This is a genomic window from Agrobacterium sp. 22-3639C2 (genome assembly GCF_053522105.1).
The window spans coordinates 220,788-246,488 of sequence record NZ_JBNWDB010000002.1 but is presented as its reverse complement, the minus strand read 5'-3'; the positions used below and the strand labels follow the sequence as shown (position 1 = coordinate 246,488).

Sequence of the window (25,701 nt, the reverse complement as noted above, 5' to 3'; positions counted from 1 at the left end):
TATATTATGAAATATGGTTTATATCATATTTTACGATATAAATGCGCATGGGAGGAGAGCCTATGAAAGCGCGGGTTTCAGTCCACCGGGACTTCCGGATTGGGCGTATCGACGATCGCCTATATTCCGCCTTCATCGAACATATGGGGCGGGCGATCTATGGCGGGATTTACGAGCCCGGCCATCCGCAGGCGGATGAAAACGGTTTTCGCAAGGATGTGCTGAAATTCGTCCAGGATCTGAAAATTCCGGCGATCCGTTATCCCGGCGGCAACTTCGTTTCGGCCTATCGCTGGGAAGACGGCATCGGCCCCCGTGACAAACGGCCCGTGCGGCTTGATCTTGCATGGCGCTCCAAGGAAACCAACCAGATCGGCGTCAACGAGTTCGCAGACTGGGCGTCGATGGCAGGCATCGAGATGATGCTCGCCGTCAACCTCGGTTCCCGTGGTCTGGATGATGCACGCAACTTTCTCGAATACGTGAATTTCCCCGGTGGCACCGAGCTTAGCGACCTTCGCCGCAGCCACGGCGCCGAAAAGCCGCATGGCGTGAAGATGTGGTGCCTCGGCAACGAGATGGACGGCCCCTGGCAGATTGGCCACAAGACCGCGGTGGAGTACGGCCGGCTGGCAAACGAAACCGCGAAAGCCTTCAAGGGTTTCGACCCCACCATCGAGGCAATCGTCTGCGGAAGTTCCAACGACGGCATGCCGACCTATCCCGAATGGGAGCGCGAGGTGCTGGAAGAATGCTACGAGAATGTGGACCACATCTCGCTGCATAAATATTTCGGCAATAACAGCCGCGACACGCTGAATTACTTCGGCAAGATCGAAGAAACAGGGCGTTATATTCAGACTATCGCCGGTGTTATCGATTACGTGAAAGCCAAGAAGCGCGCCAAGAACGATGTCTCCATCTGCTTCGACGAGTGGAATGTCTGGTACCATATCCGCGAAGACGACGGTAAACGCATCAAGAGCTGGGACTGGCCGGAAGCGCCTGCACTTCTGGAGGAGACCTACAATTTCGAGGATGCTCTCTTCGTGGCCGGGTTGCTCAACGAGTTCATCCGTCGCTCGGACAGGGTGCGCATCGCCTGCATTGCCCAGCTCGTCAATGTCATCGCCCCCATTCGCGCTGAAAAGAACGGACCGGCATGGCGCCAGACCATCTATTATCCCTATCAGTTCGCCTCGCTTTATGGTCGCGGCGTTGCACTGAACATTGCCGTCGATTGCCCGACCTACGACTGCAACGCGGCCGATGACGTCAAATATCTCGATGTCGCCGGCGTGTTTGATGAGGACGAGGGCGTGGTGACGCTGTTTGTCCTCAATCGTCATTTGACCGAAGCAGCAGAGCTCAATGTCGGTCTCACCGGCTTTTCGCCTGTGTCACTCAGCCTGCATCTTTCCATGGCGGGATATGATCTGAGGATCGGCAACGGTCCGGATCAACCTGACCGCGTCGTGCCGGTGCCGGGCAGCGGCATTGGTGTCGAGGATGGGGTGCTCAAAGGCTCCGTGCTGGCGCTGTCCTATCATGTTCTGCGCGTGAAGGTTCAGTGAGGCGGTGATGGGTGTCCGTCTCAGCAATATCGCCAAGTCCTTCGGCTCTTTTGCAGCCATCCGGGACGTTTCGATGGAGATTCCGACGGGCAGCTTCGCGGTTTTCGTGGGGCCATCCGGTTGCGGAAAATCCACCCTGTTGCGCATGATCGCCGGTCTTGAGGAAACCAGCGGCGGTCACATCGCCATCGACGAGCGCGACGTCACCGCTGTCGAGCCGGCCGATCGCGGCGTTGCCATGGTCTTCCAGAATTATGCGCTTTACCCGCATCTGACGGTGTTCGAGAACATGGCTTTCAGCCTGCGTCTCGCCCGCCGGCCGAAAGCGGAGGTGAATGAGAGGGTGGGGGAAGCTGCCCGCATCCTCCAGCTCGAGGACAATCTGCACAAGAAGCCATCGCAGCTTTCCGGCGGCCAGAGGCAGCGCGTGGCCATAGGCCGCGCGATCGTGCGACAGCCGAAGGTGTTTCTCTTCGATGAACCCCTGTCGAACCTGGATGCGGAACTGCGCGTGCAGATGCGGCTGGAACTGACCCGGCTTCACCGCAAGCTCGGCGCCACGATGATCTACGTCACGCATGACCAGGTGGAGGCCATGACGCTTGCGGACAAGATTTTCGTGCTGAAGGGCGGCATCGTGCAACAGGCCGGCGCGCCGCTCACCCTTTACGACGATCCGGACAATCGTTTCGTCGCTGGCTTCATCGGATCGCCCGCGATGAATTTCCTTGCCGCCGACATCGTCGGGCAGCGGGACGGTATCGTGACGCTTACGCCTGAAGGTGGTGAAAAGCACCTCGAAGCCCGGCTTTCGCATCCGGTTTCCCCCGGTCAGCGGGTCGAAATCGGCATAAGGCCCGAGCATCTGGTGATCACGCAAGAGGGTGCTTTGCCTGTCAATGTCGAGGTGGCGGAGGAGCTTGGCGACCTTTCCTATCTCTATACCCGAACGCGTGCCGGGAAAGAACTTGTCGTGCAGCGGCAGGGCTCGCGTGAGCGGCTGGATGGCCGGTCCGTCTCACTGAGTGCCTCGCCCGATCACATCATGGTTTTCGGCAGCGACGGCAAAAGGTTGCGATAGGCGCGAGGAGGCGCCTTTCGATGCAGTAGCAGACCGCCCCTTGAACGGGGTGTTTCCAACAAACGGGAGGAGTGAACGATGCGACTGATCAAGACATTGCTTGTTGGTACGGTTCTGGGCCTGAGCGCCCTGCCGGCACTGGCGAAGCAGGATATCGTCTGGTGGGACTTTCTGTCGGGCGGCGACGGCGTGCGCATGAAAGCGCTGATTGCTGCCTTCAACAAGGAGCACCCTGACATTCAGATCAAGGGAACGACGCTAGAGTGGGGCGTTCCGTTCTATACCAAGGTGCGCACGGCGTCCGCCGTGGGTGAGGGGCCTGATGTCATGACCTATCACCTGTCGCGCGCGCCGCTCGGTCTTGATGAAAAAGTATTGAGCGAAATTACCACAAAAGACCTTGATGATGCCGGGTTGAAGACCAGCGACTTTTTCAGCGCACCCGTCGAGGCAGCAACCCACGACGGCAAGCTTTATGCGGTGCCGTTCGATATCCATGCCCTTATTCTCTATTACAACGCCGATCTTCTGAAAGGGTCTCCCTATCTCGATGCCGAGGGTAAGTTGACCGGTATCAAGACGATGGAGGATTTCGAAAAGGCGCTGGCCTGGGCGAAGGACAAGGGCGTTCAGACGCCGGTTACCTATCAGTCGGGTGGCGAAGCCGGTGTCTGGCGTGTCTTTTATACACTGTTCTCACAACAGGGCGGCGAGCTGGTCACCAATAACGAGGTGCTTGCCGGCGACAATGCCGAAAAGGCTGCCAAAGCGATCGATACCATGTCGAAATGGCGGGAAAACGGATGGGCGCCCGAGCAGGCGGAATATCCGGCGTCCGTTGCTCTCTTCTCCGCTGGCAAATCCGCCTTCCAGCTTAATGGCGTCTGGGAAGTTCCGACCTACAAGGATCTGGAAAAGAACGGCAAACTCGGCTTCAAATGGAGCGCTGTGGAAGTTCCGCCTTTCATGGGCAAGCGCGCCACCTGGGCGGATTCGCACGCCTTTGCGATCCCCAACCAGGGTGACAAGACCGTTTCCGGCGAGAAACGCGCCGCTGTCATGACGGTTATTGGCTGGATGGAAAAACACGCCATCAGCTGGGCCGATGCGGGGCATATTCCGGCCTATAAATCGATCACCGAAAGCAGTGAATACAAGGCGATGCAGCCGAATGCCACATATGCCTCGCTGGCGGAGGCGGCAGTGTTCGATCCGAAGACCACGATTACCGGAGTTGCCTCACCCGCTTACGATGCGGCGCTTAATATCATCGCTCCGGCCATCCAGGGCTACATGAGCGGCGCGGATGCGGTCGAGCAGATCAAGTCCGAGCTTCAGGGCAAGCTCAAGTAATCCGAGACTGCCCTCTGGCTGTCAGCCGGAGGGCAGCGTGCAATGCGGGAGGTCCCGGAGGCATTCCATGGCTATGATTGAAAACCGGCGCAAGAAGTCGCTCATCGCACTGTCGATGGTGACGCCATTCATCGTGGTCTTCGCCACGTTCTTTCTTTACCCCCTGATCGAGATGATACGCATCAGCTTCACGGATGCGCCGCTGATCGGCGATGGCAACTGGGTCGGCCTGCAGAACTACATAAAATTGCTGAGCGACCGCCTGTTCGTCACCTCGCTCAAGAATAACGGCTATTTCGTGCTGCTGACGGTGGTGCCAACAACGGTCATCGCCCTGTTGATTGCGCTCGCGGTCAGCCGTTTGTCCGGCATCAAGCAGACAATCGCCATGAGCCTGTTTTTCCTGCCTTATGTCCTACCGGTTTCGGTCGTCACCGAAATCTGGGCCTGGATGCTCGACCTGCAGTTCGGCATTCTCCAACCGGTCATTTCGTTGCTGGCGGGCAAACCGGTCGCGGTTTTCAAGAACCCCAATTGGGTCATGCCGATGGTCGCTGTCGTCACCATCTGGTGGACGAACGGATTTAACGTTCTGCTCTTCATTGCCGGCTTGCGAAACATTCCGACCGAGCTTTATGAGGCCGCAGCTCTTGATGGCGCAACGACATGGCAAAAGTTCCGGCGCGTCACATGGCCGCTTCTGTGGCCGGTGACCGCGCTGATCCTGACGCTGCAATTGATCCTGCAACTGAAGATATTCGACCAGATCTACCTCTTGAGCGGCGGCGGACCCTTCAATTCCAGTTTCGTGCTTCTCCTTAAGGTCTACCGGGAAGCCTTCCAGATGAACAATGGCGGTTATGCATCGGCCGTGGCGACCGTGCTCTTCCTGTTGATCGTCATCGTATCCGTTCTCCAGTTCCAGTTGCTACGCATCCGGAGGAATTCATGAGCCTGACCAAAAGACTTGAGAACGTCATCCTGACTCTGCTGACATTTTCGGCAGCACTGGTATGGATTTTCCCGCTTTACTGGGGGTTCGTGACGTCGTTGCGCTCGGACGAGAATGTTGCGGGCAACACGTCGCTACTGCCTGATGAGTTCCAGCTTGGTGCCTATGTGAATGCCATCTTCAATACGCGGCTGTTGACCTGGTATGTGAACTCCATTGGCACTGCCGCGATCGTCACGGTCTCTGTGCTCATCATTTCGATGTTATGCGCCTATGCGCTGTCGCAGATCCGCTTTCCGGGACGGCGACTGCTCTATGGCATCGTGCTCGCGAGTTTCATGGTGCCCGCGCAGACGCTTGTCGTGACACAGTTCATCCTGATGAAGAACCTCAACCTCATCAATACCTGGGCGGGCATCATCCTGCCGCAGCTGATCACGCCAATCGTCATCATCGTCTACAAGCAGTTCTTCGACAGCGTGCCCAAAGAGATGCGGGAGGCGGTGGTTCTGGATGGTGGCGGCGAATACACGATCCTGTTCAAGGTGTTTCTGCCGCTGAACTGGGGCATTACGACCGCCATGGCGATCGTGACCTTCATTACGGTGTGGAACGCCTTCTTCTGGCCTTTCCTCGTCATCACGTCCGAAAACATGATGACGATCCCCGTCGGCATCACGCAGGTCAATGACACCTTCGGCATCGTTTATGCACGCCTGATGGCGATTGCCATGCTGGCGGCTCTGCCGGTCATCGTCGCCTACGTCATCTTCCAGCGGCGCGTGACGGAAGCCATCATGATTTCGTCCGGCGTGAAAGGGTGAGGGCGGCGAAAGATGCCGGTGCCAGTCAGATGACGTGGGCGTTGTGCAGGGCAGTCAGCACCTCGTTCTTGAGGGTGGCGAGTTGCGGCGACCTTCTGTCGCGCGGGCGCGGCTCGTCCACTTCTATCCGCTGCTGGATACGGCCGTCATGGGCACCCATCATGTAAATGCGGTCACCGAGATAAAGCGCCTCGTCAATATCGTGGGTGACGAGCAGGAAGGAAATGCCGCGCTGTTCGACGAGTTTCAGAACTAGGTCCTGCAATTTCATCCGCGTGAAAGCATCGACCGCGCTGAAGGGTTCGTCGAGCAGCAAGATGCGCGGCCGGGTATAGAGCGCTCTTGCTATGGCGACACGCTGCGCCATGCCGCCTGAAAGGGCTTTCGGTAACGCGCTGCCATGGCCGCTCAAGCCCACATCGTTGATCAGTCCTTCTACCCGCTCAACATCATATTTCTTGCCGGCCGCATAACCGATGTTTTCGGCAACTGTCAGCCACGGCATCAGGCGGGGTTCCTGAAAGACGAAGGCGATGGGCGGTGAGTCCGATGCCTGAACTTCCTTTGCCTGCTGAACCTTCACAGCGCCTGAGAAATGCCGGTCGAGGCCGGCGGCGATGCGCAGCAAGGTGCTTTTCCCGCACCCACTTGGCCCGAGAAGAACCGCCGCTTCACCATCGCCGAGCGTCAGGTGAATATCCTGAAGGACAACCGTGTCTCCGAAGGCTTTTTCGCGAACATCGACATTGAGCAAACTCATCGCAGGCGCCCTCCTTGCTGAAGGGGATAAGTGTCGCGCCATCTGAGGCAACGTTCCTCGACTATCTTGAAGAGGCTGTCGGAAATCTTGCCGAGGACGGCAAGGCAGATAATCGCTATCATCACCAGATCGGGTCGGGAGAGTTCGCGCCCATCGGATAGCATGTAGCCGATGCCCTCGGAAGCCGCCAGAAGTTCCGCTGCGACAACGCTCAGCCAGGCCAGCGACAGGCCGTAACGCAAGCCCGTGAACAGATGTGGCAAAGAAGCGGGAATGAAAATCCGCCAAACCAGCACTGGCAGCGGCTGGCGATACATCTCGCCCACTTCCACCAACTTGCGGTCGACATTCCGGATGCCGGAGAAGAGGTTGAGATAAACAGGGAAAAACGCGCTTTTGGCGATCAGCACGATTTTCGAGGTTTCGCCAATGCCGAACCAGATCATCAGCAGCGGCACCCAGGCGAGGCTCGGAACCGCGCGTAGCGCCTGAAACGTCGGTTCAAGGTAACGCTCGGCGGCAACGACCAGCCCGACCAGCGAACCGACGACGATTGCAAGAAGGGAGCCAATGACGAAGCCGACAAAGACACGGGCGGTACTGGCTGCGACATTCGTCCACAAAGGACCCTCGGCGAGCCTTAGAAACGTGTCATAAAGCTCGGAGGGCGGCGGCAGCACATAGGGGCTTACCCAGCCCACGCGCACAAAGAATTCCAGCAGCAACAATGAGCCGACTGGCACGATCGCGCCGCGCAGGTCGAACCGTCCCAGGAAATTCCCCACTCTTTGCACCAACGGCAGTCGGGAGGGAAGTTGTTTCGCAGTCTGCTTCACGCGCTGAAATTCGCGCGGATGGGAATTCATGCTCCCAGCGCCTTTTTCGCCGGTGCCGGATCGATCAGCGATGAAAGGACGCTGTCGACATTGACGCCAGGACGCAGCACGTCGTCGCCGAGCAACGGGGTCACGATACGGATCGAGTTCAGCAGTTCCTCGCCTGGAACAGGATCCTTCCAGTCGCGCTTTTCGATCGTCAGCTTGGTGATCTGGGGATCGTTGCCGGTGACCTTCGTGACGAAATCGATGAATTCGCCGTTGTTTTCACGGATCCATCTTTGTGTCTCGACCCAGACACCGAGGAGGCGTTCGACCGCTTTCGGGTATTTCGCCAGAAACTCCTCGGAAACGCTGAAGACGCTGCCGTCGCGCCAGCTACGCTCATCGAAAATCGCCCTGTCGCCGGCAAGTTCTGCCTGAGAGGTATGTGGATCGATGCCGACCCATGCATCAACCTGTCCCTGCTGAAGCGCGTTGAATCCTTCCGGATGCTGCAGGTTCACGACCTTGAGGTCATCGATCGAAAGCTTGTTTTGGGCAAGGGCGCGCAGGAGGGTGAAATAGGGCGCGGTACCCTTGGTGACCGCAATGGTTTTGCCCTTGAGATCGGCGACGGTCTTGACCGGCGAATCCGGGCGAACCTGTATGATGGAAGAACCGCCCCAGCTTGCCACATAGATCACCTTCAGCGGCACACCATTAGCGCGGGCCAGAAACGCGGAAAGTGCTGCCGAACCGGCAAAATCCGTCGAGCCGACCTTCAGGAATTCGAGCGAATTGTTGCTTCCGCGGGATTGTACCCAGGTGATCTTGGTGCCGACATCCTTGAACGCTTCCTCAAGCCAGCCCTTGTTCTTTATCAGCAGCGTGTGTGAGGAGTAAAATCCCCAATCCAGCTTCAGCTCAGCAGGAAACTCCTGTGAGCTCTGGGCCAGCGCGCTGCCCGTGGCAAAGGGTGCTGCGAGAGCCCCGGCAATGCTGAGTGCCAGGATCTGGCGGCGAGAATGTTTAGCCTTCATAATAGTGTACCTAATTTATGTAATTTGTGTATTTAAAGGGTATGGGCCAGCGTTTATGAGGTCAATCCAGCCTTCTGGAACCTCATCCCAAACTTCAGGGCGGGCGTGGAAAATCTCCCTACCGCTGGCCGGATCGGCGCGACGGCGCGTTATTCAGGGAAAAAACGATTGGCCGGGCGTTGCAAACCGAGATGATCGCGCAATGTCGTTCCCTCATAGTCCTTTCTAAACAGGCCGCGCCTTTGCAGTTCGGGCACAAGCAGGGTCGTGAAATCGTCAAGTCCGGCAGGCAGGAACGGGAAGGTGACGTTGAAGCCATCCGACCCCTCTTCGTATAGCCATTGTTCCATCTCGTCGGCGATGGTTTTTGCCGTGCCGACAAATGCGAGACCCCCATAGCCACCCAGCCGCTGCGCCAGCTGGCGCACCGTCAGCCCCTCGCTCCTTGCAAGTTCGATCACCCTCTCGCGGCTGGATTTGCTTGCATTGGTTTCGGGAATGTCAGGCAAGGGGCCATCGGGATCGAAACTCGAAGCATCGTGGCCGAGCGCAATTGAAAGCGAGGCTATCGCGCTTTCATAATGGACGAGGCTGTCGAGCCTGGCGCGTTTGGCCTTTGCTTCTTCCACGCTATCGCCGACCAGAACGAAAGCGCCCGGCAGGATGACAATGCCGTCGCGGGAACGGCCTGCCGCAACGGTTCTGTCCTTGACGTCCCTGTAGAACGCTTTTCCCGCCGCAAGCGTGGGTGTTGCCGCAAAAACGACCTCGGCAGTTTCGGCTGCAAGCTGGCGCCCCGGCTCTGAAGCCCCGGCCTGAACGATGACGGGCCAGCCCTGCACCGGACGCGCTATATTGAGCGGACCGCGCACGGAAAATTCCGGTCCCTTGTGATTAAGCACATGCATTTTTTCAGGGTCAAAGAACAACCCGCTATCGACCTCCCGGAGAAAGGCATCATCGGAAAAGGAATCCCACAGCCCGGTAACGACGTCGTAAAATTCCCGCGCTCTTCCATAACGCTCCGTGTGGTCAGGCTGTTCGTCCCGACCGAAATTAAGCGCCGCATCCGGATTCGCTGTGGTGACGATGTTCCAGCCGGCGCGACCATTGCTGAGGTGATCGAGTGAGGCGAAACGCCGCGCTACGTGGTAGGGCTCATCGAATGTTGTGGAGGCGGTGGCAACCAGCCCGATGCGGGAGGTGACGGCGGCGAGCGCCGAAAGCAGGGTGAAGGGTTCGAAAGACGTGACGGTATGGCTGCGGCGCAGTGCTTCCGTCGGCATGTTCAGCACCGCCAGATGATCGGCCATGAAAAATGCATCGAATTTCGCGGCTTCAAGCTGTTGCGCAAATCGCGCCAGATGGCCGAAATTGAAGTTCGCATCCGGGAAGGATCCGGGATAACGCCACGCACCCGTGTGAAGACTGACGGGCCGCATGAAGGCGCCGAGATGCAGATTGCGATCGTTTGCCATTGGGCTTCACTCTTTCGTTGAAGTTTTGACCCGAGCGTTTTGTCTGTCGGCCGCCAAGGATCTAAGACCGGCTCGGTCCTCATCGCGACGATAGCCTTGCTGGCGGCTCGGTGCGGCAAAGACTATTGCGATTATGATTTCCAAACAGAAAGATTTTTCCTGAAATCATTCATTTCGCAAGATCGCTTTGCCTGCAACGGGTTTGCCTCATCGTGTTGACATCATATCCGGCAGGCGATGTGCTTCCCGTGGTGATCGCCAAGCAAATTTCGACGTATTTCGCGCAGTGATTCTAGTGAGAAAATGGCTTAAATTCAAAATATTGTTCGATTTAGCTAATGTACTGGATGATTTCGAAATCGTAGTTAGAGATCGAAAACGTCGTTTGGAGATCCGGCGTGGTTGGGACACCCCCAAACCGCGCCGGACTGATCTGTGCTCAAACGTCCGCCATCAAACTGCCAGCAGCTTTTCGTTGCCGATGCGGGTTGTCTCGATGGCACCCTCCGTTTCGATGCGCTTGCCGGTGGCCGGATCGAAAAAGTGGAGGTGGGCCGGAGGCAGTTCGAAGTGGATGCGCTGGCCGGGTTTGACCAACAGATCTTCGCCGATGGCTGCGGAGAAAGTTTCGCCGGCGATTTCCGCATGTACGATGCGGCCGGAACCCAGCTCTTCTACAAAGTCCACGGTTGCGGGCACGCCCGCACCCTCGATGCTGACCAGGCATTGTTCAGGGCGAATGCCGACTGTCACGTCGCGCCCGCGCAGCTCCAGCGCGGTCTCGGGGAAGAGTTTCACCGGCTGGCCGCCCAGCATGACGGATGGAGATTCGACCTCCACCCGCGTGTTAAACAGGTTCATCGCCGGTGAGCCGATGAAGGAGGCTACGAAGGTGCTGGCGGGGCGGTGATAGATATCGAGCGGATGACCGACCTGCTCCACATTGCCCTTGTTCATCACCACCAGCCGGTCGGCCAGCGTCATGGCTTCCACCTGATCATGGGTGACGAAGACGGAGGTGGCCGATAGGCGCTGGTGCAGTTTGCGGATTTCGGCGCGCATCGTCACACGCAGCTTTGCATCGAGGTTGGACAGCGGTTCATCGAACAGGAATACCTGCGGTTCGCGGATGATTGCGCGGGCCATGGCCACGCGCTGGCGCTGGCCACCGGAAAGGGCGGCAGGCTTGCGTTCGAGATAGTCGGAAAGGCCAACGATCTTGGCCGTTTCCTCGATGCGGCGAAGACGTTCAGCCTTGGGAACGCCTGCGACCTTCAGCGCATAACCGATATTGCCTGATACCGTCATATGCGGATAAAGCGCGTAGTTCTGGAACACCATGGCGCAACCGCGCTCGCGCGGCTCCAGCGTGTTGACGACGCGCCCGCCAATGGCGATTTCACCTGACGTGATATCCTCCAGCCCAGCGATCATTCGCAGAAGTGTGGACTTGCCGCAGCCCGAGGGGCCGAGGATGACGACGAATTCCCCGGTTTCGAAAGTGAGATCCACGCCGTGCAGGGTCGGGGTCTTGCCATAGGATTTGCGGACCTGCCGAATATCGATCTGAGCCATGATATTAAGAACCTTGTTGTTGAGAGCCACGCGTCGCGTCGTCACTTGTCGGATGACACGAGACCGCGCACGAACCAGCGTTGCAGGAACGCCACGACGAGAAGCGGCGGCATGATGATGATGAGGGAACCGGCAAGCGTGACGTTCCAGTCCGGCGTGCCGTCCTCCGAAGGCAAAAGGGCACGCAACGACATCATCACCGTCTTGTAGGAGGGATCGGTGACCATCAGCAGCGGCCACAGATACTGGTTCCACGAGGAGACGAAGAGAATGGTGGTGAGGGCCAGCATGTTGGTGCGCGAGAGCGGCAGCAGCACGTCGAAAAAGAAACGCACGGGGCCGGAGCCATCCATGCGCGCCGCCTCCGCAAGTTCATCAGGCAGGGTCATGAAAAACTGTCGGTAGAGAAAGGTGCCGGTGGCGGTGGCGACAAGCGGCAGCGACAGGCCCGCATAGGAATTCAGCAGGTTCCATTCGATGTTGACTTCGACACCGCTTACCAGCGCTATAAGGTAACGGAACGGCTGGAACACATCCGCTGCCACGGCATAGGTCGGAACGGCGCGAATTTCGAGCGGCAGCATCAGCGTGATGAAGACGGACCAGAAAAACAGGTGTTTCAGCGGTGAGCGGAAAAACACGATGGCGAAGGCGGTCAGAGCGGAAAGGGCTACCTTTCCCGCAGTGACCAGCGAGGCCATCACCAGACTGTTGAACATGGCGTTGCCCAGATTGGCGCGGTTCCAGGCGGTGCTGAGATTTTTGAAAAGCTCGCCCTGCGGCATGAAGCTGAAGGGCGTGTGGTTCACCTGCTGCACCGTCTGGCTGGCGCCGGCCAGTACCACGATGAAGGGACCGATAAGAAGCAGAAGTCCCGCGACCATGACCACGTAGGTAAAGGCGTCGGCATAGGGCGTGCGCTGTATCATCTCTCAGGCCTCACTTGTAATGGACGCGCCGCTCGATGAAGCGGAACTGGATGAAGGTGAAGACCATGATGAGGCCGATGAGGACGATGGTTTGTGCCGAGGCGCCGGAATAGTTCAGCCCTTCGAAGGCCTCGGTGACGATGCGGTAAACCATCACATCGGTGGCGCGGTTGGGGCCGCCCGCCGTCAGCGAATGCACGATGCCGAACGTGTCCTGGCCGACGAAACCCTCGGTCATCATCGTCACCATCAGGAAGAACAGCGTGGGTGCGAGCAACGGCACCTGAATGTCTATGGCGCGGCGGATCGGGCCGGAGCCATCCATCGCCGCAGCTTCCGTCAGCGAACGGGGCACGGATTGTAGGCCGGCAAACAGGAAGATGAAGGTGTAGCCCGCCCATTTCCAGATAAAGATGGCGATGACGAGCGCCAGTGCATGTTCGCCGTATTTCGCCGGGTTCCAGATATCTGGCCAGGCGGCGTTGAGTGAAGCGGCCAACCCGCGTTCCGGCGACAGGATGAAGCGGAAGGCCATGCCTGCGGCGGGACCTGCGATGGCGAAGGGCAGGATATACAGAACCCGGAAAAATCCAGAGCCGGGAAGCTGGCGGTCAACGGAGAGCGCCAAGGTGAGGCCGATGAGGATGGCGACGAAGGGGCCGACGGTCGCGAAGATCAGGCTGACGGTAACGGAATGCCAGTAGAATGGATCAGAGAAGACTTCCTGGAAATTGGCGAAACCAACGAATTCTGCCGCGCCGCCGAAGGGCGGCTGGAGGGTGAAGGCCCAGTTGATCACCGCCGCCACGGGCCAGTAGAAGAACAGGAGGATCAGTGCCAGCTGCGGCAATGCGAACAGCAGCGGCAACCATGTGCTTTTGAAAACGGCGCGCTTTTCCATGAAATATCCGAAACAGAAAATGGCATTAAGGGTTTGCCCGCGCGGAGACGGGCAAACCCAGGCGAAAAGGACCGCTTAGTTCAGCTTGGCGCCGGCATAGGTCTTTTCGAAGCGGCGCAGGCCGGCATTCGAGCGCTCGACAGCCTTGTCGAGTTCGGTCTGAATATCGGCGTTCTGCATGAAGATGGCTTCGAGCGAGGTCGAGACTTCCTTGCGGATCTGCGTGAAGCCGCCGAGGCGGATGCCGCGGGTATATTCGGAAGGCGGCGTAAACGTGAGGCTTTCGATTGCCTTTTCACGGCCCTTGTAGGGCGCCTTGTCGTAGAAGCCGTTGGCCTTCATGGCGTCGAAGCCGGTCTTGGTGACCGGGATGTAGCCGGTAACGGTCGACCACCACTCAACCATATCAGGCTGCGCGATGAAGTTTAGGAATGCGGCCGCACCCTTGTATTCAGCTTCCGGACGACCAGCCATGACCCAGAGCGAAGCGCCGCCAACCAGCGAGTTGTGGCGCTCGGTGCCCTTCCAGATCGGCAGCATGGCGACGTCCCACTTCACGCCCTCAGGCATGGTCTTGCCGACGGTGCCATGGCCGGCAATCGAGGACATGAACATCTGGCAGGTCTGCGAGGTGAAAGCGGGCAGGATATCCATGCCGAGCTGCTTGGTCTTGACGACGAACAGCTTCTCGTCCTGCATCTTCTTGAAGAATTTGACCTGATCAACGAACTTCGTCTTGTTGATCGTCAGTTCGGCGTCGAGGCCCTGATAACCGTTGCCCTTGGTGGCGATTGGCTGGTTGTGGATGGCAGAGAACTGTTCCATCAGCATCCAGGTGTCGAAATTAAAGGCCAGCGGGCATTCGAAACCGGCCGTCTTGAGCTTCCGAGCGGCTTCTTCAACCTGTTCCCATGTGTCGGGCTTGAAGGTGATGCCGGCTTTTTCGAAAGCGGTGACATTGTAATAGAAGACCGCGGTGGAGGAATTATAGGGGAAGGAGTTCAGCTCGCCGTCAGCCGTTGCATAATAATTGGCAATGCCGGGGAAATAGTTGTTCCAGTCGATCTTGTAGCCGTTGTCGGCCATCAGCTTCTTGGCGGGAACGAAAGCCTTGGACAACATCATGTCCAGCGTGCCGGCATCGTAGATCTGGGTAATGGCGGGCTGCTTCTTGGCGCGGTAGGCGGCAATGGTGTTCTGCAGCGTGGCGTCGTAGTCGTTCTGCGACGTGCAGACGATTTCGAATTCAGCCTGGGAGTCGTTGAACTTCTTGCAGGTTTCCTGAACCCGGTCGCCGAGATCGCCGGAAAGGCCGTGCCAGAATTCGAATTTGATCTTTTCTGCGTGGGCAGCCGTGGCGCCGAAGGCGGCGGCAATGGCAACGCCTGCCACGAAAGAGGTCAGAGCGGAAGATTTCATAAGTTGAGCCCCGTTGATGGAGTAATGGCATGACCGGCGAGGACGTCACGTCCCCAACACGAAGCCACGGGCTCTGCTAGCAGCCGTCTTTGACGGATCGCTTACACTTTGTTGAACGTTTTGTGATGAGTGAAGGTACAGGCACGCATAGGCGTCCAGGGAAAATCAGATAAACGGGTTTTATCTGATTTTCCGTTGCTTTTCAGTTCTTTACTTGAAATGTCTTTCTTCGCTACTTTTCGCTGAGTGACTTGTTAGCATCAACCCCGACGTGCCGCCTCGATGGTGGCGACGTCGATTTTCTTCATATCCATCATTGCCGCGAAGGCACGTTTGGCCTCGGCGCCGCCGGCGGACATTGCTTCCATCAGCACCCGCGGGGTGATCTGCCAGGAGATGCCCCATCGGTCCTTGCACCAGCCGCAGGCACTTTCTTCTCCGCCGTTGCCGACGATGGCATTCCAGTATCGGTCCGTCTCTTCCTGATCCTCAGTCGAAATCTGGAACGAGAAAGCCTCGGTGTGCTTGAATGTCGGCCCACCGTTGAGGCCGATACAGGAGACGCCTGCCACCGTGAATTCCACCATCAGCACGTCCCCCTCCTTTCCGGAGGGGTAATCGCCCGGCGCCCGATAGACGGAATTGACGGTGCTGTCGGGAAAGGTCTCGGCATAAAATCTGGCTGCGGCCTCGGCATCCCTATCGTACCAGATGCAGATCATGTTCTTCTTCACGGCGTGTTCCTCCCAAAAGAAAGCCCCATTCGGTAAACAATGTCGCCATGCGCCGATCGTTCCGAAAGGAGGGGGAAGGTGCAATTTTGCAAAGGAATAAAGGTTGTGCGTCATGACGGTGCCGGCGCGATGATCAAACACGACGCGCATGGATATTTAAATCCAGCGCCTCACCCTTCGGCGATAGGCATCATATGCCGGGCCCAGCCGCGCCCGTTCTGAAGAATAAATATGAAACAATGTCTCTTTGTAACGTGAAGCGCGTGCTTGATCTAATGTGCAGATTTTTGCGGCAGGAAGACGCGTATTGCCCAAATTTCGCCCGTACCATCAACTCGCGTGATCAACGTCAAGATTATCCTTAAATATTATTTAATAATGTAATCATATTGTTGGTGAACGATTTTCAGTAGAAACTGTCCAGCTGCCATCGGAGGATCGCGCGTGAGTTTTCTTGATCGTGGTGCCAATGCTTTCGCGGTTCTTGCCGCGCTCTCCAAATCTCAAGCCATCATCGAATTTGATATGGCCGGAAAGATTCTCGCCGCCAACGAGAATTTCTGTCGTGCGCTCGGTTACGAGCTGGCGGAAATAGTCGGCAGACACCACAGCATGTTCGTTGAACCTGAAGTCGTGTCATCGCAGGACTACAAGGCCTTCTGGTCAAAGCTTTCGGCCGGCCAGTTCGATCAGCGGCAGTACAAGCGCATTGGCAAGGGTGGCAGGGAAGTCTGGATCGAGGCCTCCTATAATCCGGTGTACCGTCGCGGCAAGCCGGTGAAAGTGGTCAAGATCGCCACGGATATTACCGAGCGCAAGCTGAAGGCGGCGGAAGATGCGGGCAAGATCGACGCCCTGTCGCGGGCGCAGGCCATCATCGAGTTCTCTCCGAACGGCGAGGTCCTGACGGCCAACGAGAATTTTCTGGCGGCGCTCGGCTATTCGCTCGCCGAGGTGCAGGGAAGGCATCATTCGATGTTCTGCGAACCCGCCTACACACAGTCCCCGCAATATGCGCAATTCTGGAAAAGGCTTGCCGGCGGCGATCTGGTGGCGGATGAATTCATGCGGCTTGGCAAGGGCGGTCGCAAGGTTTTCATTCAGGCCTCCTATAATCCGATCTTCGATTTGTCCGGCAAGGTGTTCAAGGTTGTCAAATTTGCCACCGACGTGACCGGACGTGTTGAAAATGTCGAAAAGCTCGCGCAGTCCCTGACCAATCTGGCTGACGGTGATCTTTCGCAGAGCATCGACAAACCCTTTATCCCCTCGCTTGAAAGATTGCGGTCCGACTTCAACGCAGCCTCGAAAAAGCTCAAGAAGGCCATGACGCTGGTCTCTGAAAATGCCGGCGCCATTTCTTCGGGGTCGAATGAAATAAGATCCGCGGCCGACGATCTCGCCAGACGTACGGAACAGCAGGCCGCCTCTATCGAGGAGACGGCTGCGGCCCTCGAGGAGATCACCACCACCGTCAATGATTCAAGCCGCCGGGCGGAAGAGGCTGGAAAAATCGTCGGCCGTGCCCGCGACCACGCCGAACATTCAGGTCAGGTTGTGCGCGATGCGATCAGTGCCATGGACCAGATCGAAAAATCGTCGCGTGAGATTTCGAATATTATCGGCGTTATCGACGAGATTGCCTTTCAGACCAATCTGCTTGCGCTGAATGCAGGCGTGGAAGCTGCCCGCGCAGGCGAAGCAGGCAAGGGTTTTGCCGTGGTCGCGCAGGAAGTTCGCGAACTTGCGCAACGTTCGGCTACGGCCGCAAAGGAAATCAAGAGCCTGATCAACGCGTCTGGTACGCAGGTTGAAAACGGCGTTGGCCTTGTTACCAAAGCGGGCTCTGCCTTGCAGGAAATCGCGGAACAGGTGCGCGACATCAACACCAATGTCGTAGCGATCGTCGATGCCGCGCGAGAACAGTCGACCGCGCTCGCCGAGATAAATCAGGCGGTCAACACCGTTGACCAGGGAACGCAGCAGAATGCCGCGATGGTTGAGGAGCAGACGGCTGCCAGCCACAGCCTTGCACGGGAAGCGGCAGCGTTGTTTGAGCTTCTAGGGCAATTCCGGTTCGATGACGCATCGCACTCGACATCGTCGTCGCGGAGCGGCTTCGAGCAGCAGGCTACCTTTGCCACTCCGCGTCGCCCGGCATCCCGCCCGCTTGCGGTGCGCGGTTCCGCTGCAGTCGCCGTCGAACATGAGGATTGGCAGGACTTCTAAGCACACAAGATGGCCTTGCCGACGCGGAAATGCGACCTTTATTCTGGACGCATGGAAGCCTCGGCAAGGTCCAAACCGAAGCTTCCATTGAAGATGAGCCATAGGTCTGGGCATATCTTGCAGAATGCCTGATAATCGGCGTATCGGGCGTGGGATTTGCGGGGAATTTTGCTTGGCGGGGATATCGACACGCTGCGTGGGTCTTGCTCTGTGGTTGCTGGCGCTTGCCAGTGGCACGACCGGGGCCGAGGAAAAGGCCGATGGCAAAGTCTCCTGCGCCTACACCCATGATGTCGCGCCGGAATTGTGCATCCGTGTCGAAAGCTACAATAACGACCTGTGTCACGCCATCGAGGTTCTGGCCGGGCGCCACGCCGTTCCGCCGGATTATTTCGCCCGGCTCATCTGGCGGGAAAGCCTGTTCCGGGCCAATGCGGTCAGCCCGAAGGGCGCGGAAGGCATAGCACAGTTCATGCCTGGAACCGCAAAGCTTCGTGGTCTCAAAGACAGCTTCAACATAATCGCCGCACTCGAGGCCTCTTCCCGGTATCTGTCCGAGTTGAATAAGCAGTTTGGCAATTTCGGTCTCGCCGCCGCAGCTTATAATGCGGGCGAGGCGGGATTGCGGAATTTTATCGCGACCGGTCGGCTGCCGACGGAAACCCGGGATTATGTGTTTGCGATAACGGGATATCCGGTTGAGAAATGGAAGGACAATCCGCCGGAAAAGGCGGCCCCGGCATTGGATGAGACCCGCTCTTTCATCGATGCCTGTCTGCGTCTGGCCGATACGCGAACGATGAACGATCCTGTCCTCATCTCGTCGGCCGACTGGGCGCCCTGGGGCGTGCAGCTTGCCGCGCATTATAATCCGGCGGTGGCGAACCGGCTTTTTACCCGCGCCATTGGCCAACTATCCGGGCCGCTTAATGCCGAACGAGCTTTGATCGTGCGGCAGCGAGGCGGCAATTTCGGTTCGCGCCCGCGTTATGCCGCCCGCATCGGCCGCGATACACGCGCCCAGGCCAACGAGCTTTGCGGCGAAATCCGCCAGGCCGGCATTCCCTGCACCGTGTTCCGCAACAGATGAGAACACCTGTATGACCCTGTCGATCATAACAAGTTGATCAGCATCTGGGTCGCACCTCCTTTCAGAGCACAATTATCGAGCCTAGATTGCAACGCTGACGACGGAACGTGTCGGCTGATGGTATTATGTGAGGGAAGAAAACTGAAAATGACATGGCTTGAAACGGGATGTCTGGTCGGCGTGCTGGCCGCCATTTCTGGGTGCGCAACGACCGGGCAGACTGACGCATCTCAAACCGTGGCGAGCCTCGTGGGCCAACCCCTGGATGCGGCTGTCGCCAGACTCGGCCGCCCTAACAAGGTGATCATCGACAAGGGCGCGACGGAATCCTATTGGCTGAAGGTGGATGTTGAGACCTATGCCGGCCTCTCCAACAAGCGGGAAATCCGCACCTTGAACGGGCAGGTGCGGATATCGGAAACGGAAGGCATGAAGATCAAGGAGCATCGCCGCGACTGCATCATCAAGATCACCGCGGATCCCGCTTCCACCATTAAGACCAGCGAAATCATCGGCAATCCGGCCAATTGCGAGAACATTATCAATCGCCCAAACACCTGAGGCGGTCGCATTCGAGACTGTTACATCGCGTCGAACGACCGAACCACCGTAAGAGGTGGATTGTGGGCGATCTCCTAATATGCGACCATCCGTGCCGGAGGATGCGTGCATGGTATCGACGCTGTCGCATATACGGGAAATCGAACGTGTCGGCATGGGCGCGGTCAGCCCGCGTGATACGCCGGTCATCCAGTCCTGGCTGCGCTGCCTCAATGACTACAAGCTCGACCCAACGATTGCGCAGGAAGCCTATATCGTGCCCGAGCTGAAGCTTCGGGAGCATCGCGAGCAGGCCGAAGAGCTCATCCGTATCGGCCGCTCCGGTCTCGAAGCCCTGTTCAACCAGATTGCCGAGCAGAATTACGTCCTGCTGCTGTCGGATGCGCGCGGCGTTACCGTCGATTTCATGGGCGACCCGACCTTCGACAACCAGTTGCGGCGGGCGGGGCTTTACCTTGGCTCGGAATGGTCGGAAAACCGGGCCGGCACCTGCGCTGTTGGCGCCTGCCTCGTTTCCGGCGAGCCGGTGATCATCCATCAGGATGACCATTTCGATACCAGCCATATCGGGCTGACCTGCACTGCGGCGCCCGTCTTCGATACGCTCGGCGATCTCACCGCCGTGCTCGACATTTCCCAGCTGCGCTCGCCGACGGCCAAGGCCAGCCAGCAACTGGCGCTGCATCTCGTTGCCTCCACCGCGCGGCGCATCGAGCTTGCCAATCTCATGACCCGCACCCGCAATGACTGGGTGTTGCGTCTTGCCCGTTCACCTGAGTTTCTTGACGTCGATCCCGATGCGGCGATCGCCCTTGATGGCAGCGGACGTATCACCGGCATGACCCATGGTGGCTTCGGCGCGCTGGCGCGCTCCATGAACATGCACGGCCTTGCCACCCGCGATTTTCTCGGCCAGCCGATTTCCTCGGTCTTCGATATCGATGTGGACGACCTGCCGCGCTTTATGCGCGGGCGGCCGAATGGCGAGCGGCTTTTGCGCGCCCGCAACGGTCTGGTGCTTTTTGCCAGCGCGATCGCGCCCGCCGTCAGCATTCGCGCTCCTGTCACGCCAGAGCCACGCTTGCCGCGAGCGCTGAGGGACATGAGCAACGGCGATCCGGCGATGGAAAAGGTGCAGGCGCGGGCAGCAAAGCTTGCCGCCCGCGATATTCCCATCCTCATTCAGGGTGAGACGGGCAGCGGCAAGGAATATCTGGCACGGGCGATCCATGACAGCTGCAACAGCGACGGCAATTTCGTCGCCGTCAATTGTGCGGCAATCCCGGAGCATCTGATCGAATCCGAATTGTTCGGTTACACACCCGGTGCCTTCACCGGCGCCAGCCAGAAGGGCAAGCGCGGTCTCATCGAGGAGGCAAGTGGCGGCACTTTGTTCCTGGATGAGATTGGCGACATGCCGCTTTCTCTTCAAAGCCGCCTGCTGCGCGTGCTTTCGGAAAACGAGGTGCAGCCGGTTGGCGCATTGAAAGCCAAGCCGGTGCGTCTGAGAGTACTGTCCGCATCGCACCGCGATCTTGCCGAACTGGTGAAGGAAGGCCGTTTCCGGCAGGACCTCTATTATCGCCTGAACGCCGCAACGGTGACGCTGCCGGCGCTGCGGGAGCGCGAGGATCTCGGCTGGCTGATCGATCAGTTTCTCCGCCGCATCGAGAAGGAAAACGGCGAGACCTACAGGATCGATAAGGCGGCACGGGCAATTCTGCTTGACCATGACTGGCCGGGCAATCTGCGCGAACTCTTCAATGCACTGCGGGTTGCAGCCGCGCTTTCCGATGGCGGCAAGATCGATCCGGGTTGCCTGCCTGAACACCTCTTTGCCGAAGTCGCCACCGATGATGCTTTGCGCGATGACGACGATCTGCGTCGGGCGCTGAAGGACTGCGGCAACAACGTCTCGGCGCTGGCGCGAAGCCTCGGCGTCAACCGCTCCACCATTCACCGCCGTCTCAAACGCCTGAATTGACTGCGTCCGAACCGGTGCGACCATTGCAACACCTGTTGCACGGAACCTGTTGCATTCTGCCGGCGAGCCTCAGAGCTGAATTTGTAACCAATTGAAAATACGTCAAGATATGGCGCAAGCCATTCTGGCATGCCGCTTGCTGATCCTTCTGTGCAAGAACTACAGGAGGAAATGCAATGAAAGCACTGCGCTTTCACGCCGCCAAGGACCTACGCATCGAGGATGTGGATATGCCGCCCGAGCCCGGTCCGGGTGAGGTGCTCGTCGAAAACAAGTTCTGCGGCATCTGCGGCACGGACCTGCACGAATATTCCTATGGCCCGATCTTCGTGCCGAAGGAGCCGCATCCTTTCACCGGCGCGCACGGGCCGCAAATTCTCGGTCATGAATTCGGCGGTGTCGTAAAGGCCGTAGGCGAGGGCGTTAGCCATGTAAAGCCCGGCGACCGGGTATCGATCCAGCCGCTCATCATGCCGCGTCATGGCGACTATTATGCTGATCGCGGTCTTTATCACCTGAGTAAAAATCTCGCTCTCGCCGGTCTGTCCTGGCATTCCGGCGGCATGGCGCAGGCCGCTCTTCTCAACGACTATAACGTCCAGCCGATACCCGATGCGCTTTCCGATCAGGAAGCGGCCCTCATCGAGCCGACGGCAGTCGCGGTTTATGCCTGCGACCGTGGCGGTGTCACGGCCGGCAGCAGCGTGCTTGTGACCGGTGCCGGGCCGATCGGCATTCTCGTCGCCATGGCGGCCAGGGCGGCCGGTGCCTCGCAGATATTTCTTTCCGATCTCAACGACACGCGTCTGGCGCTGGCGCGGGCGGCGCTTGGCGAGGTGCGCACGATCAATCCCAAGACGGAAAAGGTGGGCGATGTCATCCGCGCCGAGACCGAAGGCAATGTTGGCTGCGATGTCGCCATCGAATGCGTCGGCAATGAATATGCGCTGAAGAACTGCGCCGATGCAGTGCGCAAGCAGGGCGTTGTGGTGCAGACCGGCCTCCACCCCGGCGAAAACCCGCTGAACTGGTTCGACGTGACTTTCAAGGACATCGATATCCGCGGCTCCTGGGCCTATCCGACTCACTACTGGCCGCGTGTTGCCCGGCTGATTGCCAGCGGCCAGATCCCGGCGAGCCGGATCGTTACCAAAAACGTCTCACTCAGCGAGGCGGTCACGGAAGGGTTCGACCAGCTGCTCGACCCGGCCGGCAAACATCTGAAGATCCTGATCGACCTGTCGCGATAGGCCGATTTGAAGTGCGGGGCGGTTGAGGAGCCGTCCCGTTTCCACATTGAGCAGGAGGAGGAATACATGCTCGACAAGACCCCCACCACCCGCCTTCAGGCGCTTCTCGATACGTTCGGGGCAGCACTCGAAGCTGGCCGCATCGATGATGCCGTTAATCTGTTTGCCGAGGATTGCTACTGGCGCGACCTCGTTGCCTTTACCTGGAACATCAAGACCGTTGAAGGTCGCGATCAGGTGCGCGACATGCTGCAGGCGCAGCTTTCGACGGCCAGACCCACAAACTGGCGCATCGCTACCGGCGAGGAGGCAACGGAGGCGGATGGTGTGCTTGAAAGCTGGATCACCTTCGAGACGGCGACAGGGCGCGGCTACGGCCTCGTGCGCTTCAGGAACGGGCAGATATGGACGCTGCTGACGGCGCTTTCCGAACTGAAGGGCCATGAGGAAAAATCGGGCTTCACCCGCCCGCTCGGCGCAAGGCACGGCCAGAACCTTGGTGCCAAAACCTGGATGGAGGAGCGCGAGGAGGAAGCGCGCACGCTCGGTTATGACAAGCAGCCCTATACCGTCATCATCGGCGGTGGACAGGGCGGCATCGCGCTCGGCGCCCGGTTGCGCCAGCTCGGCGTGCCGACGATCATACTCGAAAAGAACGAGCGGCCGGGTGACAGCTGGCGCAAGCGCTACAAGTCGCTCTGCCTGCATGACCCGGTCTGGTACGACCATCTGCCTTACATCGATTTTCCGAAGAACTGGCCGGTCTTTGCCCCCAAGGACAAAATCGGTGACTGGCTCGAATTCTACACCAAGGTAATGGAAATGAACTACTGGACCCGCTCCACTGCCAAATCCGCCAAGTGGGACGAGGCGGCGAAGGAATGGTCGATCGTCGTCGATCGCGATGGCGAGGAAGTCGTGCTCCGGCCAAAGCAACTGGTCTTTGCCACCGGCATGTCCGGCAAGGCTAATATTCCGGATTTCAAGGGGCGCGAGCGCTTCAACGGCGATCAGCACCACTCCTCGCAGCATCCGGGGCCGGATGGGTACAAGGGCAAGAAGGTCGCCGTGATCGGTTCCAACAATTCGGCCCATGATATCTGCGCCGCACTCCACGAAGCGGGTGTCGATGTGACCATGATCCAGCGCTCGACGACCCATATCGTCAAATCCGATACGCTGATGGATATAGGGCTCGGTGCGCTCTATTCCGAACAGGCGTTGGCGAATGGGGTGACGACGGCGAAGGCCGATCTCATCTTCGCGTCGCTGCCCTACCGGATCATGCATGAGTTCCAGATCCCGCTTTACGACAAGATGAGGGAGCGCGACGCTGATTTTTACGCCGCACTGGAAAAAGCGGGGTTCCAGCTAGACTGGGGTGCGGATGGCTCTGGCCTCTTCATGAAGTACCTGCGGCGCGGCTCCGGTTATTATATTGATATCGGCGCCTCGCAGCTGATCATCGATGGCAAGGTGAAGCTTGCCGCCGGTCAGGTGGACGAGATCACCGAAAATTCGATCAAGCTCGCTGACGGCAAGGAGATCCCTGCTGACGTCATTGTCTATGCGACGGGATATGGTTCGATGAATGGCTGGGTCGCCGATCTCATTGATCAGGAAACAGCAGACAGGGTCGGCAAGGTCTGGGGTCTCGGTTCGGATACGCCGAAAGACCCGGGGCCGTGGGAAGGCGAGCAGCGCAACATGTGGAAGCCGACGCAGCAGGAGGCGCTGTGGTTCCACGGCGGCAACCTGCACCAGTCGCGGCATTATTCGCAATATCTCGCGTTGCAGTTGAAAGCGCGCATGGAGGGGCTTCCTACACCTGTCTATGCATTGCAACCGGTTCACCACACACGCTGACCACGGGTATTTCGATCGATAAAGGTAACGTAGAAAGGGGGCGGAACATTCCGCCCCTTTTCTGAATCCAATGCGGGCAATGCCAAACGGACGCCGCCCGGTTTCTGTGGATCACGGCAACCGCTGTTGTTAGTGTGAGCCTCTGCGCATATGTTGGAAAACTCAATATCGATTTCCGGCCAAAGCGGACAGAAGAACAATGACCTCCCAGTTGGATTTTTTCGCTTCCGCGACGGCGCGGCTTCCTCAGGCTGAGCGCGGGCGAAAAGCGGGTGGTCGTGAAACGATGCAGAAATCGGTTCCTGACGATGAGGCTCTGGCCGCACATCTCGAATCCACAGGGAATTACCGCGTCCTGCGCAAGTTGCAGGCGCGCGCGATATGCGAGCAGCCGCGACCGGGGTTTCCACGTCAGGGCGTGATCCTCGACACCGAGACCACGGGCCTCAACCACCGAACTGACGAGATCATCGAAATCGGCGTCATTACCTTCACATTCGACGATCAGGGCACGATCGGGGATGTCACCGGGGTCTATGGCGGTCTGCGACAGCCGGGCACTTCCATTCCGGAAGAAATCACGCGCCTGACGGGTATCACCGATGAAATGGTTGCCGGACAGACGATAGACATCGACCGGCTGACCTCCCTTGTTGAAGGTGCTGATCTGATCATTGCCCACAATGCCGGCTTCGATCGTCCGTTTTGCGAGGCCTTCTCGCCGATCTTCCGCAATAAGGCCTGGGCCTGCTCCGTCTCTGAGATTGACTGGAGTGGTCGGGGTTTTGAGGGCAGCAAGCTCGCCTACCTCATCGGGCAATCCGGCTATTTTCATGACGGCCACCGAGCAGTCGACGATTGTTTCGCTCTGCTGGAGGTGCTGGAACAGGTACGCGCCGGCCAAAGCGGGACGCCCTTCATGGAACTCCATGAAGCCAGCCAGCACTCCCGGGTTCGCATTTACGCGGAGAACAGCCCGTTCGACATGAAGGATCATCTGAAAAAGCGGGGCTATCGCTGGTCTGATGGTTCCGATGGCCGGCCGAAATCATGGTGGGTGGAACTGGCGGAGGAAAAGCTCGAAGAAGAGCTGCATTTCCTCCGAACCGAAATTTACCGCTGGGACGCCGATCCCACGGTCAAGTATCTGACGGCATTCGACCGGTTCAAAGCCGGTTAGAAAGAAACCGCGACGGTCATACCGTCAAGTTTGCACAGCTCTGCGTTTTTTTTGATGTTTGTCGATTTTCTTGCTCAAAATTTGAGCGAGTAGGCGCGAGCTT

21 protein-coding genes are annotated in these 25,701 nt (G+C 58.3%); 12 read left to right on the top strand and 9 right to left on the bottom strand.

What is annotated here, in order from left to right:
* Positions 1 to 62 precede the first annotated feature (62 nt).
* The 5 genes from arfA to ACQZ6D_RS08840 all read left to right on the top strand — a co-directional run bounded on the left by arfA (position 63) and on the right by ACQZ6D_RS08840 (position 5,784).
* Positions 63 to 1,574, top strand: coding sequence for an arabinosylfuranosidase ArfA (arfA, locus tag ACQZ6D_RS08860; RefSeq protein WP_112154415.1), 1,512 nt, complete (start codon positions 63 to 65; stop codon positions 1,572 to 1,574).
* A 7-nt stretch (positions 1,575 to 1,581) separates the two neighbouring features.
* The gene (locus ACQZ6D_RS08855) at positions 1,582 to 2,655 is read left to right on the top strand and encodes an ABC transporter ATP-binding protein (protein ID WP_003517841.1); all 1,074 of its coding nucleotides are present in this window, start codon (positions 1,582 to 1,584) and stop codon (positions 2,653 to 2,655) included.
* Between the two features lie 78 nt (positions 2,656 to 2,733).
* Positions 2,734 to 4,008 (top strand): extracellular solute-binding protein, encoded by a 1,275-nt coding sequence (locus ACQZ6D_RS08850; protein WP_025595973.1) that lies wholly within the window; start codon positions 2,734 to 2,736, stop codon positions 4,006 to 4,008.
* A gap of 67 nt (positions 4,009 to 4,075) precedes the next feature.
* Positions 4,076 to 4,960, top strand: coding sequence for a carbohydrate ABC transporter permease (locus ACQZ6D_RS08845; RefSeq protein WP_003517835.1), 885 nt, complete (start codon positions 4,076 to 4,078; stop codon positions 4,958 to 4,960).
* Positions 4,957 to 5,784 carry a carbohydrate ABC transporter permease gene (locus ACQZ6D_RS08840; RefSeq protein ID WP_019566447.1) on the top strand — a complete coding sequence of 276 codons (828 nt, stop codon included), beginning with the start codon at positions 4,957 to 4,959 and terminating at the stop codon, positions 5,782 to 5,784. Before ACQZ6D_RS08845 ends, ACQZ6D_RS08840 begins: the two co-directional genes overlap by 4 nt.
* A gap of 25 nt (positions 5,785 to 5,809) precedes the next feature.
* Here the strand turns inward: ACQZ6D_RS08840 and ACQZ6D_RS08835 are convergent, their stop codons facing one another.
* From ACQZ6D_RS08835 to ACQZ6D_RS08795, 9 genes are all read right to left on the bottom strand, one after another.
* Positions 5,810 to 6,544 (bottom strand): ABC transporter ATP-binding protein, encoded by a 735-nt coding sequence (locus ACQZ6D_RS08835; protein ID WP_013761384.1) that lies wholly within the window; start codon positions 6,542 to 6,544, stop codon positions 5,810 to 5,812.
* Positions 6,541 to 7,410 carry an ABC transporter permease gene (locus tag ACQZ6D_RS08830; RefSeq protein WP_003517829.1) on the bottom strand — a complete coding sequence of 290 codons (870 nt, stop codon included), beginning with the start codon at positions 7,408 to 7,410 and terminating at the stop codon, positions 6,541 to 6,543. Before ACQZ6D_RS08830 ends, ACQZ6D_RS08835 begins: the two co-directional genes overlap by 4 nt.
* Positions 7,407 to 8,402: an aliphatic sulfonate ABC transporter substrate-binding protein gene (locus ACQZ6D_RS08825; protein ID WP_448730276.1), complete on the bottom strand. Its 996-nt coding sequence runs from the start codon at positions 8,400 to 8,402 to the stop codon at positions 7,407 to 7,409. Before ACQZ6D_RS08825 ends, ACQZ6D_RS08830 begins: the two co-directional genes overlap by 4 nt.
* Positions 8,403 to 8,551: 149 nt before the next feature.
* Positions 8,552 to 9,880 (bottom strand): LLM class flavin-dependent oxidoreductase, encoded by a 1,329-nt coding sequence (locus ACQZ6D_RS08820; protein WP_448730277.1) that lies wholly within the window; start codon positions 9,878 to 9,880, stop codon positions 8,552 to 8,554.
* A 453-nt stretch (positions 9,881 to 10,333) separates the two neighbouring features.
* On the bottom strand, positions 10,334 to 11,455 hold the full coding sequence (locus tag ACQZ6D_RS08815; RefSeq protein WP_025595982.1) for a sn-glycerol-3-phosphate import ATP-binding protein UgpC: 1,122 nt from the start codon (positions 11,453 to 11,455) through the stop codon (positions 10,334 to 10,336).
* A gap of 41 nt (positions 11,456 to 11,496) precedes the next feature.
* The gene (locus ACQZ6D_RS08810; protein WP_003517820.1) at positions 11,497 to 12,384 is read right to left on the bottom strand and encodes an ABC transporter permease subunit; all 888 of its coding nucleotides are present in this window, start codon (positions 12,382 to 12,384) and stop codon (positions 11,497 to 11,499) included.
* A 10-nt stretch (positions 12,385 to 12,394) separates the two neighbouring features.
* Entirely contained in the window at positions 12,395 to 13,285 is an 891-nt protein-coding gene (locus ACQZ6D_RS08805; protein WP_003517818.1) for a carbohydrate ABC transporter permease, read from the bottom strand.
* 75 nt (positions 13,286 to 13,360) lie between these two features.
* Positions 13,361 to 14,704 (bottom strand): extracellular solute-binding protein, encoded by a 1,344-nt coding sequence (locus ACQZ6D_RS08800; protein WP_111804097.1) that lies wholly within the window; start codon positions 14,702 to 14,704, stop codon positions 13,361 to 13,363.
* A gap of 260 nt (positions 14,705 to 14,964) precedes the next feature.
* Positions 14,965 to 15,438 carry a VOC family protein gene (locus ACQZ6D_RS08795; RefSeq protein WP_025595986.1) on the bottom strand — a complete coding sequence of 158 codons (474 nt, stop codon included), beginning with the start codon at positions 15,436 to 15,438 and terminating at the stop codon, positions 14,965 to 14,967.
* A 444-nt stretch (positions 15,439 to 15,882) separates the two neighbouring features.
* Here ACQZ6D_RS08795 and ACQZ6D_RS08790 point away from each other — a divergent pair, with 444 nt between their 5' ends.
* The 7 genes from ACQZ6D_RS08790 (at position 15,883) to ACQZ6D_RS08760 (ending at position 25,598) form a co-directional block, all read left to right on the top strand.
* Positions 15,883 to 17,667 carry a methyl-accepting chemotaxis protein gene (locus tag ACQZ6D_RS08790; RefSeq protein WP_003517811.1) on the top strand — a complete coding sequence of 595 codons (1,785 nt, stop codon included), beginning with the start codon at positions 15,883 to 15,885 and terminating at the stop codon, positions 17,665 to 17,667.
* A 196-nt stretch (positions 17,668 to 17,863) separates the two neighbouring features.
* The gene (locus ACQZ6D_RS08785; RefSeq protein ID WP_112154418.1) at positions 17,864 to 18,757 is read left to right on the top strand and encodes a lytic transglycosylase domain-containing protein; all 894 of its coding nucleotides are present in this window, start codon (positions 17,864 to 17,866) and stop codon (positions 18,755 to 18,757) included.
* Between the two features lie 147 nt (positions 18,758 to 18,904).
* A complete protein-coding gene (locus ACQZ6D_RS08780) occupies positions 18,905 to 19,318 on the top strand; it encodes a hypothetical protein (protein ID WP_112154419.1) in 414 nt (137 codons plus the stop codon).
* Between the two features lie 109 nt (positions 19,319 to 19,427).
* Positions 19,428 to 21,302: a sigma-54-dependent Fis family transcriptional regulator gene (locus ACQZ6D_RS08775; protein WP_003517806.1), complete on the top strand. Its 1,875-nt coding sequence runs from the start codon at positions 19,428 to 19,430 to the stop codon at positions 21,300 to 21,302.
* A gap of 176 nt (positions 21,303 to 21,478) precedes the next feature.
* Positions 21,479 to 22,552, top strand: coding sequence for a 2,3-butanediol dehydrogenase (locus tag ACQZ6D_RS08770; protein ID WP_112154420.1), 1,074 nt, complete (start codon positions 21,479 to 21,481; stop codon positions 22,550 to 22,552).
* A 66-nt stretch (positions 22,553 to 22,618) separates the two neighbouring features.
* Positions 22,619 to 24,418 (top strand): NAD(P)/FAD-dependent oxidoreductase, encoded by a 1,800-nt coding sequence (locus ACQZ6D_RS08765; protein ID WP_448730278.1) that lies wholly within the window; start codon positions 22,619 to 22,621, stop codon positions 24,416 to 24,418.
* 199 nt (positions 24,419 to 24,617) lie between these two features.
* On the top strand, positions 24,618 to 25,598 hold the full coding sequence (locus ACQZ6D_RS08760) for a 3'-5' exonuclease (protein WP_112154421.1): 981 nt from the start codon (positions 24,618 to 24,620) through the stop codon (positions 25,596 to 25,598).
* Positions 25,599 to 25,701: the final 103 nt, after the last annotated feature.